The organism is Pontiella desulfatans, from assembly GCF_900890425.1.
In the GTDB taxonomy this organism is placed as follows: Bacteria; Verrucomicrobiota; Kiritimatiellia; order Kiritimatiellales; family Pontiellaceae; genus Pontiella; species Pontiella desulfatans.
Genome location: NZ_CAAHFG010000001.1, coordinates 300,748 through 315,508, shown reverse-complemented (window position 1 = coordinate 315,508; position 14,761 = coordinate 300,748). Strand labels below are relative to the sequence as shown.

The following is a 14,761-nucleotide window of genomic DNA, read 5'->3' as shown; positions in this document are numbered from 1 at the left end:
ATGCTCCCTATGGGATGGCCGGTTTCTGAAGCGCACTCCCGATCATGGCCATGAGTTCGTTTTCCAACCGTTGCGCCAGTTCCGGATGCGCATCGATCAGGTTGTTGCGCTCCACGATGTCGTTCGAAAGATCATAGAGCTGGTACGGTTTTTCAAATGGCGTGCTCTTCGGCAGGGTGCGCCCGCCGGAGCCTTTGGTGGCAATGAATTTCCAGGGTCCGGAATAGAGGGCAAAACAGCCGTTGACGGAATGGGCGACCACGGGGGCGCGTTCATGCGTCCCCTCCCCCGTAAGCAACGGAAGGAAACTGAAGCTGTCCTCGGCGGCGCCATCCGGCACCTCCGCGCCGAGGAGATCGGCGCAGGTTGCCAGAATATCCACCAGGGAGATGGTGGAGGAAATGCGGCGTCCGCCTTCGACCGTCCCCGGTATGCGCACCAGGAAGGGAACGCGGTGGCCACCCTCGAAGATATCCGCCTTGGTGCCCCGATAGTTCAGGTTGGCGCGGTGGCTGGCTGAATTGAACCCCTGGATGGTGGGATCGCTTTTATGGTCGGAACCGTTTTTCGGGTTGTTCGAATCGGCCGGCATTTGTGGCGGGCATTCCGGCGCGTCGAGCCGGAACATGAATGAGCCGTTGTCGGAGGTGTAGACGATCATCGTGTTTTCATCAATACCGCTCTCCCGGACCGCCTTCAGCACTTCGCCGACCGACCCGTCGGTCTGCATGACATAGTCGCCGTATGGGCCGATGGCGGACTTGCCCCGAAAGCGCCCGGCGGGAAGAACCGGCTTGTGCGGCGACGGCAGCGGCAGGTAGATGAAAAACGGTTCCCCGGCCGCGGCCTTCTCCCGGATAAAGGCCGTTGTGGTTTCCACCAGTTGATCCTGCACGTTTTCGTGCTCGAAATTGGTGCCGGTTTCGCCGGCACGCAGGAATTCCGGAAAACGACGGGAGGGTTTCCGCTCAACGGCGGGCGCATCGATCTTGTCGTCGCAAATGAATACATAGGGAGGAAAGTCCAGCGAGGCCGTGATGCCGTAAAACCGGTCGAAGCCATTGGCCAACGGCCCGTTTTCAACCTTGCCCGCCAGATCGAGTTTGTTTTTTCCAGACATTGGCAGATCCATGCCCAGGTGCCACTTGCCGAAACAGGCCGTGGCATACCCCTTGGATCTGAAGAGATCGGCAATGGTAAAGCGCTCCGGCTCGATCAGATGCCCGCTGTAGCCGTTGAGCACCCCTTTTTTCAAACGGGAACGCCAGCAGTAGCGGCCCGTCACAAGGCCATACCGGGTAGGTGTGCAGACGGCGGAACCGGAGTGGGCGGCGGTGAAGGTTGCACCTTCCGCACTGAGCCGATCCAGGTTCGGCGTTGGAATCGCCGAATCCGGATTGAGCGCCCGGATATCCCCGGATCCCATGTCGTCCGCGAGGATCACAATGACATTCGGCTGGTTCGCGGCCGCGGCACTCAGCGCGAGAGCCACAGCCGCTGAAAACAGCATGCGCTTCATGGCTATTTCGTCTCCATCGTGCGAATTTCCCCGTTGACGCGCACCTGAACCGTTGCAGGCTCAAGCCCCGGCAAGCGCCGGATTTCCATCTCGGTGACTTTTCCCTGCTCCCAGGCAAAATCGACCTCGAATCCGCCGCGGGCGCGCAGGCCCTTCACTTCGCCGTCGGGCCAGGCCTTCGGCAGGGCGGGCAGCAGCTCGATCTGGCCGGTGTGCGACTGCAGCAGCATTTCCACAATACCCGCCGCGCCGCCGAAATTGCCGTCGATCTGGAACGGCGCATGTTTGTCGAACAGGTTGTTGTAGGTCGATTTCTTGAGCAGTAGCGCAATGTTTTCATGCGCCTTGTCGGCATCGCGGAAGCGGGCCCAGAAGTTGATGATCCAGGCGCGGCTCCAGCCGGTGTGGCCGCCGCCCTTCGACAGGCGGTGGTCGATGCTCTTGCGCGCCGCCGCAACCATGGCGGGGTGGTCGTGGACGTTGTACTGGCGGCCGGGATAGAGGCCATACAGGTGGGAAATGTGGCGATGCCCTGGATCCACTTCGCCGAACTCCTTCGTCCATTCCATTAGGCGGCCGTCGGAACCGATCTGCGGCATGGCCAGGTTGGCGAGCGCCGTTTCGACCTCCTGGGTGAAGGCATCGTTGAGGCCCAGGATCCGTGCGGCGTCGAGCGTGTTGGAAAAGACATCCCAGATAATCTGCTGGTCCATCGAGGGCCCCATGGTCAGGTTGCTCGGTTGTTTTTCCGTTCCGGGAATGATGAATTTATTTTCGGGGGAGGTACTCGGGCCGGAGACGAGATTGCCGGTTTCCGGATCCTCCACCAGCCAGTCGAGGAAAAAGAGCGCCGCTTCCTTCAGGATCGGATAGGCGCGGTCCTTCAGGAAAGCCTGATCCTGGGTAAAGCGATAGTGCTCCATGAAATGCTGGGTGCACCAGGCGCCGCCGACCACCCATTGGCCATACTGGGCCTTGCCGAACGGAACCGTTCCATGCCACACGTCGGACGCGTGCCCGGCCAGGAATCCCCGGCAACCATAGACCTCCTGCGCCGTCTTCCGCCCCGAGGGCACCAGGCGCTCGATATAATCCATGAACGGCAGGTGGCACTCCGGAAGGTTGGCGATTTCGGCCGGCCAATAGTTCATCTGCATGTTGATGTTGATGTGGTAGTCGGAGTTCCACGGTGCGGCAAGATCCTTGCACCAGATGCCCTGCAGGTTGGCGGGCAGGCAGCCTGCGCGCGAAGAGGTGATCAGCAGGTAGCGGCCATACTGGAAGAAGAGCGCCTCGAAGTCGGGATCGATCTCGTCCTTGCCGTAGGCTTTCAACCGCTCCAGCGTCGACTTGCTGGACGGTGTCCCGAGCTTCAGCGAAACGCGGCGGAACAGCTCCTGGTGGGCGGCGACCGAAGCGGCCTTCAGCTGCGCGTAGGTTTTTCCCTGCGCGGCCGCAATGGTGGCTTTGCCGGCGGCAACGCGGTCGTGCGTCAGCGGCTGGGCCGTGTCGGCGGCGTTGTAGTCCGTTGAAGCCGCAATGTAGAGCGTGGCCGAGTCGGCCGCGGCGACGACGAGCTTGCCATCGGTTGCCGTAACCGTCCCGTTGTTGGCCACCATTTTGTAGACCGTGGCGAACTTAACCCCGAGATGCTGTTCGCCTTGCGATGCCTGGCCCCGGGCAACGAGGGTGTCGTTTCCTTCCGCGGTGATTTCAAACATGCCATCGCGCTCGACCCACGCACTAAAGGAAACCGAGCCGGGTTTGTCGGCGGTGATGTGGACGGCGATCACTTGGTCAACTGGGCTGGCGGTGACTTCGCGGACATAGGTGACGCCCTGGGCCTTATAGGTCGTGGTGGCGATCGCGGTGTCGAGGTTCAGGTCGCGGCGGAAGGCGGTTGCCGTGTTTGTGATGCCGAAATCGAAGCGGAGCTCGCCCATGGTTTGGTAGCTGCGCGGCGAAATGCGCGGCGCCATCACCGACTGCATGAGCTTTTGCCCTTCCGCATAGTTGCCGGCGAACAGCAGCTCCCGGACGCGATCGACCGTCTCGCTGATGTTTCCGTTCGCCTCCGGGATCGGTGGGCCGGCCCAGATCGAATCCTCGTTCAGTTGGATCAGTTCGTTTGCAACGCCGCCGTAGACCATGGCGCCGAGCCGCCCGTTACCGATCGGCAGGGCCTCTTCCCAATAGGTCGCGGGGGCATCGTACCACAGCGAGAGTTCGGATTCCGGCGGCTGGTTCAACGGCAGCACTTCAACCGCTTCCTTATAACTGAACTTGTTGGCCTTTTTATTGGCGGGAGCCGCGCCCGTATCCAGGCAAACGAGAATTGCAAGGCCTGCAACCCAACCCAGGGTCATCTGTTTTTTATCCATCATCTTCCTCCTCGTCATCGTTTTCATTCGGCGTGCTTTCCATCGAGCTTGGGTAAGCTACCGCAAACACATACTGTGCGTATTGCATAATTACAACCCGCCTGTGTAGGATTCCACACGTGGAAGGGTTTCTCAACCTATGCCATGTCAAGTTAACATGTTAATCCACGAACGACTTCCGCCGCCGCGGGCTTGGGATACCCTGTTGGTTTGCTTGGTGGCAGCAGATCGCTCGGCTTGCACCGGGGGCGGCCAGCGAATGGAGGCGGGTTCCGAGGAATGTGATGAAAAAGTTTATCTTGTTTTTGATGCTCTGCACGGCCGGCTTTGCCGGGGTCTATTATTTCATGGAACGGGAACCGGTGCCGGAGGCCACAACGATCGCGGCTCCGGTTCCGGCCCCGGTTGAGCAAAAGACCCCGGAACCGAAACCCGTCCCCGAGCCCAAACCCGCGCCGGTTACGGCGGATTTCGAGATTCCTGCGGGATACACGCTGATCTCCTCGCTGGATGAGCTGGCGGACTATGCGGCGCAGAGCGGCAACCTGATCCGCATGAAGCCCGGAACCTATGTCGTTAAGAAAACGTATTATGCGGACGACCCTAAAATTATTTTCAACTTCAGCGGATCGAACAACACCTTTGATCTGACGGATGTGCGGATTGAAATCGACACGCAGGTCTATGCGGATATGCCGAACTCCAAGAACCCGCATGGGTATATGGGCTTCCGCATGCATGGAGATCACATCACGATTCTCGGCGGCGAGTTTGAAGACATCGGCGAAAAGGTGGGGCCGCGCGGGGCCAACGAATTCGAGATTATGGGCAACGATTTCACAATGAAGGGCAGCTCGGTTACGGTTCGCGGTTCGGCGCCCTATGGCTATGGTGATATGTACGGCAAAGGGCGTGGCGCATTTGTGCGGTTGCAGAAGCATGCGTTGATGTCGGTGATGGGCGACCGCATCCTGATTGAAGACTGCGACTTCAAGGTCTTTTCCTATGGCCACGGCATTCACATGCACGGCTCGCAGGATAATGTGTTCCGCAATGTGAAGATGCTGGGGGCGTTGCGCCTGACGGACGAGATCTACAACGAGAAGTCGGGGCCGGCGGCCGAGCACGACTATAAAATCATGTTTCCCGACTGGATGCAGGGGCAGCCGATTCCGAAGGGGCAGATGCTGAGCCTGACGGAAGACGGCATCCGGGCGTATGTCCGGGGCACCAACAAAGAGGGAGTAGAGCGCAACACCGGACACGTCACCATGGAAAACTGCACCATCGTCCGCATGCGCACCTGCGTTGCGCTGGCGGCGGCCTCGAGTGCCGACGTTACCGACTGCACGGTGCGCGAAGCGGGCGGCACGGCCTATGGCCTGCCGTCCAACTGCACGATTCGCCGGTGCAAAGGCGATGCGTCGTACAGCCCGCTGCTTTCCATCCCCTATAGCAACCGGCGCAACGCGGACATCGAGCTGGAGCTGGTCGAGACCGACCAGGATGCCGGGGATCATGCATTGGCCAATATTGTTGGCAGCAATCACCGGATCACGATCACCTATTCCGGCAAAACGCGGCCGAAGAAGCTACGCGAAATCTGCATTGGATCCACCGGCGAGCGCTATCGGGAGGACAATACCGACGAAAAGGAACTCCGCGAGAAAAACAACGCGAACGGCATCACCCTGATCAACGAAACACCCCATCCGGTCTTCCTGACGGAATTTTCCTCCAACTGCGAAGTCATCACCCATAGCTCCGTCAAAGACCGGGGCGACGACAATAAAAAGAAAAAAACCGCATCCCGATAGGATCCATGATCACGATTGAAAACGAACAGTTCTCCGCTACGGTTGACCTGCGGGGCGCGGAGCTCCGCTCCTTCAAGGAAAAATCCACCGGCCGCGAAATGATGTGGCAAGCCGATCCGGAAATCTGGGGCGGCAGCGCGCCCATCCTTTTTCCGATCGTTGGAAAACTGCGCGATGGCAAGACCCGGATTAATGGCCAAACGTATGGGATTCCAAAACACGGCCTCGTCCGCACCCGCACTGCCAAGTGTATTGAACAGGGGCGCGACGTTGTGGTCTTTTCATTTTCGTCCGATGCGGAAACCCTCCAGCACTATCCCTTCACCTTCACGCTTGAAGTCGAGTTCCGGCTGGATGGGAAACAACTGCTTATCGACTACCGGGTAAAGAATGAGGGAGCCGAAGAGATGCTCTTCACCATCGGCTCCCACCCGGCACTGGCGCTCGACCTCGAACAGGCCGCGCTTGATGGGTATGACCTCGAATTCGAAAAGCCGGAATCGCTGGATCTATATGGATTGACCGATGGCTTGCTGGCCTTCAAGCAGGGCGGTTATCTGGAAAACAACAACTGCATCCGGCTCTCGGAAACCCTGTTCGACGACGACGCGCTGATTTTCAAAAACATCCGCTCACGGCGGGTACGGCTGAAACCAAGGCACCGGACGGGCGGTCTCGAGATTGACCTGGGCAACTGCCCGCACCTCGGCATCTGGGCGAAGCCCGGTGCGGCCTATGTCTGCATCGAGCCGTGGCATTCATACGACGATGCACCGGATAGCAACGGAAACTTTGAAAACAAACCCGGCATACTGCGGCTCGCCCCAGCCGAAACCTTCGAGACCGGCTACGCCATCCGCATGGTCGGCTGACGCCGCTCAGCGGACTGCGCCGCTGACGATGGTTGCCATGCTCTTGGGCGGCAGGGTCAACCGTTCGTCATGGATGCTGAACCGTTGCATATGGGAGTCCTTGCGCGTCAGGAAACCCTGGGTTTCCCAGCGGCCTCGCGCGGGCGGGAGCATGCGGGTGCGGTAGGCGACCTCCTGCTCGACATCGGAAAAGTTGACGAGCACCATCACCCAGCGGTTGCGCCCGGCGTCGTGGTAGGCGGAGGCCATCAACCCTTCGAGGTCTTTTCCGGCCGGCCGCCCGGTCTGCGCTTCGATGCGCACCATGCCGGGCCGCACAAAGCGGCTATAGTGGCCCAGCGCCCATAGCAGTTTCGTTGCGCGATAGGTTTCCTCGTCGTCGTCCCCGCACTCGATCAGGCAATAGCGCGGCACCCGCCCCATCCGAGGCTCGGTGGACGACCACCATTGCCACGCCGAGGCATTGGCCAGTGTGAGGTCGGCATGGATGTTGCGCGCCAGCAGGAGGGCGGCGGTCATCTCATCCACCTCCGAAACGGGCAACCCGCCCGTCCACCCCTCGCCCAGCAAGCTGTATTCGGTTTGCCAGAACCGGAGGTTGGAACCGGAGCGGGCCACGGCTTCCTTCACGGCTTCCCGGGTGTTGATGATCTTGACAACGCTGCCATCGGAAAAGTAGGCATGCCCGGCCACCGCCGGCTCCACCGACTTGAGGTTTCCGACATAGTCCGGGCTCTTGCGGTTCCAGAATGCGTCGATTTGGTCGGAGGCCGCGGCAAAGTATCGCCCCGGAAGCGGCTCAACCAACGCGGGATATTCGGCCGCCTCGGGAATGAGCAGCCGGGTCGAGATCCGGTTGGCAAGAAACCGCTGATCGGTCAACCGCACCACCTCGGCAATCTGTTCGTTCGTCCACGGAGAGCCTTCCTGCTTGGCCCTGCCCGGAACCCCGTCCCAGTACCACTGCGGTTCGTTGACCGGACTGATGTGGGAGAACGGCAAGCCCGTTTCCTGGAAATGCGTTGCGACGGCGGTCAGGAATGCGGCGTAGTTGCCATAGTGCTCCGGCTTGAGATTGGAGGTGAAGCTTTTCGAGGTCTTGAACACATAGCCGCTTTCGGTGAACCAAACCGGCGGCGAGTTGAGATAGCCGATCACCGTCGGCACTTCGTATTCGCTTGCCTTCCTGCGCCAGTAGTGAACGCCCTGTCCCTGGTTGACCCAATCATACGACCCATCGGCCCGGAGGAAGCAGTCGGTTCTGCGCCAAGGCGCCCGAATCCCCCCCTCTTCCCCTGCTCCGCCCGCGCCAATCTGGATCCGGAAACAGGAAAGGCCGATCCCCTTCGGCGTGCCGGCCCCATCGAATTCCCGGCTAAACAAAAGGTCGGCAACCGCATCGACGGTTTCGGGGGCCCAATGCTTGGCCATATGGTCGCCGTGCATCCCCGTTGAGGAACCGATGTTCTCGATGGTTTGCGCCCGCTTCGAAAAATCCAGCGTAACCAACGTCTCGCCCTGGCAGGCAAGCGCAACGAATCCAACGGTAAAAAATAGACGGTTCTTCATGGCCCGGGAATATAGTTCGAATGGCTCCGCGTTGCGAGACGCTTCCGCCGGGATAAATCCCCACCCGGCCCATCCTTCCGCCGATCAATGGCGAAGGAGCGACGGCGCAATCCAAATTCCCCAGTCGCCATCCTTGCCGTCGGGCCCCGGCTCGGTGACGAGTTCGAGGGTTTGGATGCCTGAAACATTCACCCTCACATCGGCTTCGCCATCCGCGAGACGCAGCAGGGACGAACGGAACAGTTCGCGGCCATCGCCCTTAACCACAAAAACGACGGAGCCTTGGTGGCCGCGATGGAGGGCCATGCGGGATTCGAACGATTTCCATTTTCCGCCAAGGGCATAGGCATAGGAGGATGGTGCGTGCGCATACAACCCTTGCGGGCACTTCCCTTTCGCACTGGCCAGCGGCTGGAACCATTTCCCGTCGGGATCCAGCACCCCGTTGAAACTCGGCACATGCCACCCCACCGAGGCGGCGCTCCACCGGCAGGAGGAGAGGCCAATGGCCTGTTCCGCGGCAGCAACCTCGACCGGGGCGCAAAACCCCTCCCACTGTTCCGTCAGCCCGAGGAACAACCGGGCGGCCTTGACCGATGCAGGGTCGGCGGTCTCCAGTTCCTTGATGACCGTCCGGAGCCGGGCGGCATCCTTGACCTCAAAGGCATGCCTGGCCTGTTCCTTGAGATAGCCCGTCCGCAAGCGTTCAAGCCCGCCATCCTGGCCCTGGGTAAAACTAAATTTCCGGTGCATGCCGTTCTTGAAATAGACCTTCACGTGCAGCGCGCACTCCTGGCCATCCAACAGCGGCAGGGTTGCGCGGAAGGCGCCATCCGGCTTCATTTCGGCGAGATACGAAAAGGCGTCGTAATCCTTGTTGGTTCCCGTCGGCAAGGCATCGTGGTAAAGCACAACCCCCGCAACCTCCCCCACCGGCGCCACACGGCCGGAAACCATCAACCGGCCGCCTTCGGTCGTGAAAGCCAACTCTTCCGGAAACACCGGCGGGATGGCAAAACCACCGGGCACCCGTCCACTGAACAGGGGATGCAGCGAAAGGATGAAGGCGTGCGCCGGCGTCAGGAAGGAGCCATGCGGCTTCGAGCCCAGCCGCTCCTGCCGGTAGGTATAATTGCCCGCCCCCATCAGCGCCTTGCCCAGCCGCTTGGACTCCGCCTCGGTTTCGCGGTTGTGCGGCAGGCCGAGCCCATGGCCTAATTCGTGCGCCACGCCGCCGATCATCTTGACGTTGAACTGCCCGATGGCCATCCGGTGCCCGCGATCGTTGATGCGCTCCTTCCGCTTCGGATCAAGATTCCGGGGATCGAGCCATTCGTGGTCGGCCACCCACGTTGCGCCCTTCACCGGATTCCCGCTTCCGGTATAGACCACGTCGTAGGTCCACGTGTCGCCATCCTTCCAATAGGCGTTTTCGAACACAACGAGGTATTCCTGCTCGATGTCGATCCCCTTCCTGGAGAGGGTTTCGGCGATGGCCGGGCGCAGCTCCCCCGGCGTAAATTTGCGGTGCGGATCGAAATCCCAATCCAGGGTGACCAGATGGACGTTGGCCTTGCCGTCCACGCCGAGGTCGAGCCGGAAGGTTTTCGGCCCATGGCCATTGCGCGCCATCTCGGTGCGGTAGAAATCCTGCACATCCACCATCATGCGATGGACCCGGTTTTCATAATCCGCCAGCGGGGGGCGGTCGCGGTTCGTCACATAGACCAGATGCAGGCATTCACGCGGCCCGGCCAACGCCGGAAGACCCAGCAGGAAAACGGCCGCCAACATCAACCGCTGCGAGAGGATGCGCATTATTTTTTCTTTTTCCACGAGACGATGGGCGAAGGCGAGTGCGCCTCGTTGAAGATTTCCAGGAATTCCGCAACCACTTCCGGGTGGCTGGAAGCAACATTGTTTTCCTCGGCCCGGTCGGCGGCGGCGAACAGCAGAACGGGGTCGCCGCCCTTGAACATATTGAGCTGAACCGCCTTCCACCGGTGCGTCAGCGCGGCGCGCTTGCCGCCCTTTTCATAGAATTCCCAATAGAGGTAGTCGTGCCGCCCCTGCCCGCCCTGCCCCAGCAGCGTCGGCAGGAAGCTGATGCCGTCGATGTTTTTCGGCGGCTTCGCACCGGTCAGTTCGCACAACGTGGGCAACACATCCCAGAACGCGGAGAGATGGTCGCTCGTCGTTCCGGCCGGGATCCTGCCTGGCCAGTGGGCAATCATCGGGACGCGCACGCCGCCCTCGAACAGGTCGCGCTTTTCGCCGCGCAGGTCTCCGTTGGAGTTGAACCATTCCGCCTGGTTTCCGCCGGCGCTGTGCGGGCCGTTGTCGGACGCGAACATGACGAGGGTGTTTTCGGCCATGCCCAGCTCTTCCAGCTTGTTCATGATTTCGCCCACCTCCCAATCCAGACGGCTGACCATGCCGGCGAAGGTGGCCTTGGGCTCGTCGCACTTGGCATAGCCGCCGCGCGCGCCCTGCTTTTCCTCCTTCACCTTGCCGCGGTATTGGGCCACCCACTCCTCCGGGGCCACGAGGCTCGCGTGGGGGATGAGCGCGGCATAGTGCAGGAAAAAGGGGCGGCCGTCTTTGGCGCGCCCGTCGAGGTAGCCCATGATTTCCTTCATGAACTCGTCGTGGATGTAGGTATCGCCGGTGTGCTTCGTGTTGTTCGGGAATTTGACCGGTTGCTCGTTGCGGTAGACTTCCGGCGGGAAATAGTGGTGCGCCGCACCGTGGCCGTTAAAGCCAAAGAAATGGTCGAACCCCTTGCGGTTGGCGTGCCCGGGATCGGTGTTGCAGCCCGTGCCGGACTTGCCGACCATGGCGGTGTGGTAGCCGGCACTCTTCAGCACACGGGCCAGGGTGATGTCTTCGCCATCCTCGCGCATCTGGAAGTTGCCGTTGGCGCGCACCCAGGTGTGGCCGGTGTGCTGCCCGGTCAGCAGGCAGGATCGCGACGGCGCGCAGACCGTGCTGCCCGAATGGTGGTTCGTGAACTTCATGCCTTCCCGGCACAGCGCGTCGATGTTCGGCGTCTGGATCTCCTGCTGGCCATAGCAGCCGAGGTCGCCATAGCCCAGGTCGTCGGCCAGGATGTAGATGATGTTCGGTTTCGCGGCCGCGCACGCACCAGCAACCGCGAATACCAATAAGAATAAAACCTTCTTCATCATGAGCCCTCTACTGAATTCCATTGTCAGCATCATTTTGCCAGATAGTCCAGGCGCTGCTTGGCCAGACTCTTCTTACCCTTCGCCCACGGGGCGTCGCCGAAAGCGGAGAGGTCGAAGTTGTAGCCGGGCTCCGAATCCTCGAGCAGCGCGGCGGAGTTGAGGATCAGGTTGGCCTCGACCGCATCGGCGGCCTGCCCGAGGGCCGCCATGATGACGGGGCGCGGATCGGCCTCGCCATTGAGCCCGAGGAACTCGGCGGCGCGGACGCGCACGAGCGGATCGGCATCGGACGCGGCGAGCTCCTTCGCCTTATCGTGGAACGGCGCGGCCTGCCCACCGAACGAGGAGCAGACGATAAGCCCCCAGTAGCGTTCGAGCGGATCGGCCGAGGCCAGCGCGCGGGCGATGCCCTGCTTCACTTCCGGGAACTGCCGGAGGCTGAGATCGGCGAGTTCCACCAGCTTGCCGATCCGCGCCTTGTTCTGCTGGCCAAATCCGGTCGGGTTGCCGCGCCCCTCGCGTAGAAAGACCGGTTCGGGGATGAAGCTGAGGTCGGGCATCGACTTCACCCGCTCCTGCATCAGCCCGCGCATTTCGGCGAGCTTTGCGGCATAGGCCGGGTTGCCCGCCAGGTTGTCGACCTCGTCGGGATCGGCCTTGACGTTGTAGAGGATTTCGGGCGGGCGCTTTTCGAAGAAGCGGGCCTGGGTGGCGTTGAGTTCACCGGCCTGGTGCATCTCGCGCCACTCCTGGTAGGCGAGCATCTTGTAGCGGTAGTCGTTGTGCAGGCCGTCGAAGTTGAAGGGCTGGTAGCTGCGCATGTAGACAAAGTCGCCCTTGCGGAGCGTGCGGACGAGGTCGTATTTTTCATCGAAGCGGTCGGCGTAGCCAAAGGCGGTGTCGCGCGCATTGAGTTCGTCGAGATCAACGCCTTTGCCCAGGAAGGGCTCGCCGTCGATGCCCGCGGGGATATCGACGCCGGCCAGGTTGAGCACGGTGGCGGAGAGATCGACGAATTCAACAAAGCCGTCGATGCGGCTTCCGGGCTTGGCGGGCACGAGGTGGCGCCAGTTTTTCGGCACATGGACGACCATGGGCACCTGCTGGCCGTTGTTGTAGGCATAGCCTTTTCCGCGCGGGAGGACGCCGCCGTGGTCGCCGTAGTAGAAGATGAAGGTGTCGTCCATCAGGCCGTCCGCTTCAAGCCTCTGGATGAACCGGCCCATCTCGGCATCGACCTTGGCATGGTTGTCGAGATAGCGCGCGTAGGTGTAGCGGAAGGTTTCGGTGTCGGGATGGTAGGCGAAGAGCCGGACGGCGGCGGCATCGGTGGTGTTCGCCTGTTGCATGTCCTTGAAATGGAGCGAACTCTCGTGGGTGGTTCCATAGTTCTGGACGTGGAAGAAGGGCTGGCCGGGTTGGCGGTTGCGGTAGCTGGCCTTCTTCGAGGAAGCGTCCCAGACGCCCTCCTTCTCCTCGGGGTTGAAGTTATAGTCCTCCTTCGAGCAGTTGGTGGTGTGGTAGCCCGCCTGGCGGAGATAGTACGGAAACATCCGGATGCCCTCGGGCATCGGCACCGTCTTTTCCCTGCGGTGGTATTCCGCGCCGGTGCGCGGCGCATAGCAACCGGAGATGATCGTGCTGCGCGCCACCGAGCAGACAACGCCGCAGGAGAAGGCATGGTTGAACACCAGCCCATTGGCGGCAAGCTTTTCAATGTTCGGCATCGAAGCGCCGTTCGCGTTGTAGAGCTTCAGCCAGCTGGCCGAGTTGTCCTCGCTCACCAGCCAGACCACATTGGGCTTTTCCGGCTTCGCGACGCAGGCCACGGCCGACCACAGCAACAGGACGGATATTTTTTTCAGCATGGTTTCTCCTTTATGAATCAGCGTTTCTTGCCGACGGGCTTCGACGGATCGAAGCCGGGATCGGCCTTGGGAATGTAGGCCTCCCGTTGCGACAGCCATCGGTCCAGCGCGGCTTCGTATTTATCCGCCATTTCGGGCATCTTGTCCACCAGGTTGTCGGCCTCGCCGATGTCTTCCTTCAGGTTGTAGAGCTCGCGCGTGGCATCCTCGTAGTGGCGGATGAACTTGAAATCGCCCATGCGGATGGCGCTGGCGGGGGTTTCGCCGGCGCCGTGGTAGTGCGGATAGTGCCAGCAGAGCAGGTCGTGGCTCTTGAACCGTTGGGTTTCGAGCAGGGGCTTGAGCGAAAGGCCGTCCTTGTGGGCATCCGGCCGCAGCGGCAGGCCGGCCAGGTCGAGCAGCGTCGGGAAAAGATCGTTCGAGATCACCGGCTCATCGGTTTCCGATCCGGGTTTGACCGTTCCCGGCATGCGGACGATGAGCGGGACGCGGATGCCACCTTCGTGATAGAATCCCTTGCCGCGGCTGAGCGGCCAGCACGAGGTTTGCCGGCTGAGCCCGCCGTTGTCGGAAAAAAAGACGACGATGGTATCGTTGGCCATCCCCTGCCGGTCCAGCGCATCCAGCACGCGCCCGACGTTTTCGTCCATGCTGTGCACCATGGCGGCATACTTCGGGTTGTTCCAATGGCCGGCCGGCTGCTTCGCCAGTTTTTTCTCGTAGTGCCGCTGCAGCTCCGGCTTGGGCTGGATCGGGGTGTGGACGGTGTAGAACGCGAGCATCAGGAAAAACGGATCGGAGCCGCCGGCATGGCTTTCGATCAGGCCGATGGCCTCGTCGCCGAGCCGGTCGGTCAGATAGAGGTCGTCGGGCCGGTCGTCCATCTTCGGGTTTTTGAAGGGCGCGAAGTAGCCGCCCGGCGGCGAACCCTTGTGGTGGCCGCCGATGTTGACATCGTAGCCCTGGTCCTCCGGGAAGCCGGTCGTGTGGTCGTGGTCGTTGAGGTGCCATTTGCCAACGAAGGCCGTCTTGTAGCCCTGCCCCTTGAAGGCCTCGGCCACGGTGACCGCCTCGAGCGGCAGCATGCGCTTGGTCCACTGCTCCTTCAGCGGCGTATTGGGTTTGCGCGCCCCGGCGATCCAGTCGGTGATGCCGAAGCGGATGGGATATTGCCCGGTCTGGATGCTCGCGCGTGTCGGCGAGCAGACCGCGCAGGCGGTGTAGGCGGCGGTGAAGCGCATCCCCTCGCGCGCCAACCGGTCCACGTTGGGTGTTTCGTGCAGCGTGTTGCCATAGCAGGCGACATCCGAGTAGCCGAGATCATCCACCAGAATGAAGAGGACATTGGGCCGTCCGGCCTGAACCGAAACGCCCACCAAAAGAGAAAATAGAAGCTGTTTATACATACGAACCCACCCATGTTTACCCAAGGAACGAACCTCCCCTCCGATTCCTGCCGAATTTTAACTGGATATTTCCCCCACCCCGGTTGACGTCTTCCATCCCGTTGCGGCTCGGGTATATGCCCGACATCAGCATGGCCCGGC

At 61.2% G+C, this 14,761-nt stretch carries 9 protein-coding genes; 2 read left to right on the top strand and 7 right to left on the bottom strand.

The features are described from left to right. Positions 1-7: 7 nt before the first annotated feature. Together E9954_RS01290 and E9954_RS01285 are read right to left on the bottom strand one after the other, a co-directional pair. Positions 8-1,519 (bottom strand): sulfatase family protein, encoded by a 1,512-nt coding sequence (locus E9954_RS01290; RefSeq protein WP_222847004.1) that lies wholly within the window; start codon positions 1,517-1,519, stop codon positions 8-10. A 2-nt stretch (positions 1,520-1,521) separates the two neighbouring features. Then, positions 1,522-3,903 carry a glycoside hydrolase family 95 protein gene (locus E9954_RS01285; RefSeq protein ID WP_222847003.1) on the bottom strand — a complete coding sequence of 794 codons (2,382 nt, stop codon included), beginning with the start codon at positions 3,901-3,903 and terminating at the stop codon, positions 1,522-1,524. A 281-nt stretch (positions 3,904-4,184) separates the two neighbouring features. Between E9954_RS01285 and E9954_RS01280 the strand changes: the two genes are divergently transcribed. Both E9954_RS01280 and E9954_RS01275 read left to right on the top strand, forming a co-directional pair. Then, complete coding sequence (locus E9954_RS01280; RefSeq protein ID WP_136077448.1) at positions 4,185-5,717, top strand: right-handed parallel beta-helix repeat-containing protein; 1,533 nt, start codon at positions 4,185-4,187, stop codon at positions 5,715-5,717. Between the two features lie 5 nt (positions 5,718-5,722). Beyond that, positions 5,723-6,589 (top strand): aldose 1-epimerase family protein, encoded by an 867-nt coding sequence (locus E9954_RS01275; RefSeq protein ID WP_136077447.1) that lies wholly within the window; start codon positions 5,723-5,725, stop codon positions 6,587-6,589. Between the two features lie 6 nt (positions 6,590-6,595). Here E9954_RS01275 and E9954_RS01270 read toward each other — a convergent pair whose 3' ends face one another. The 5 genes from E9954_RS01270 to E9954_RS01250 all read right to left on the bottom strand — a co-directional run bounded on the left by E9954_RS01270 (position 6,596) and on the right by E9954_RS01250 (position 14,620). After that, the gene (locus tag E9954_RS01270) at positions 6,596-8,158 is read right to left on the bottom strand and encodes a glycoside hydrolase (RefSeq protein ID WP_136077446.1); all 1,563 of its coding nucleotides are present in this window, start codon (positions 8,156-8,158) and stop codon (positions 6,596-6,598) included. Positions 8,159-8,242: 84 nt separating this feature from the next. After that, positions 8,243-9,976, bottom strand: a complete 1,734-nt coding sequence (locus tag E9954_RS01265) for an NPCBM/NEW2 domain-containing protein (protein ID WP_136077445.1) — start codon at positions 9,974-9,976, stop codon at positions 8,243-8,245. After that, complete coding sequence (locus E9954_RS01260) at positions 9,976-11,346, bottom strand: arylsulfatase (protein WP_222847002.1); 1,371 nt, start codon at positions 11,344-11,346, stop codon at positions 9,976-9,978. The genes E9954_RS01265 and E9954_RS01260 overlap by 1 nt, the downstream gene beginning before the upstream one ends. 29 nt (positions 11,347-11,375) lie before the next feature. Further along, positions 11,376-13,214 (bottom strand): sulfatase family protein, encoded by a 1,839-nt coding sequence (locus E9954_RS01255; protein ID WP_136077444.1) that lies wholly within the window; start codon positions 13,212-13,214, stop codon positions 11,376-11,378. Positions 13,215-13,231: 17 nt separating this feature from the next. Then, complete coding sequence (locus E9954_RS01250) at positions 13,232-14,620, bottom strand: sulfatase (protein ID WP_136077443.1); 1,389 nt, start codon at positions 14,618-14,620, stop codon at positions 13,232-13,234. Positions 14,621-14,761 lie beyond the last annotated feature (141 nt).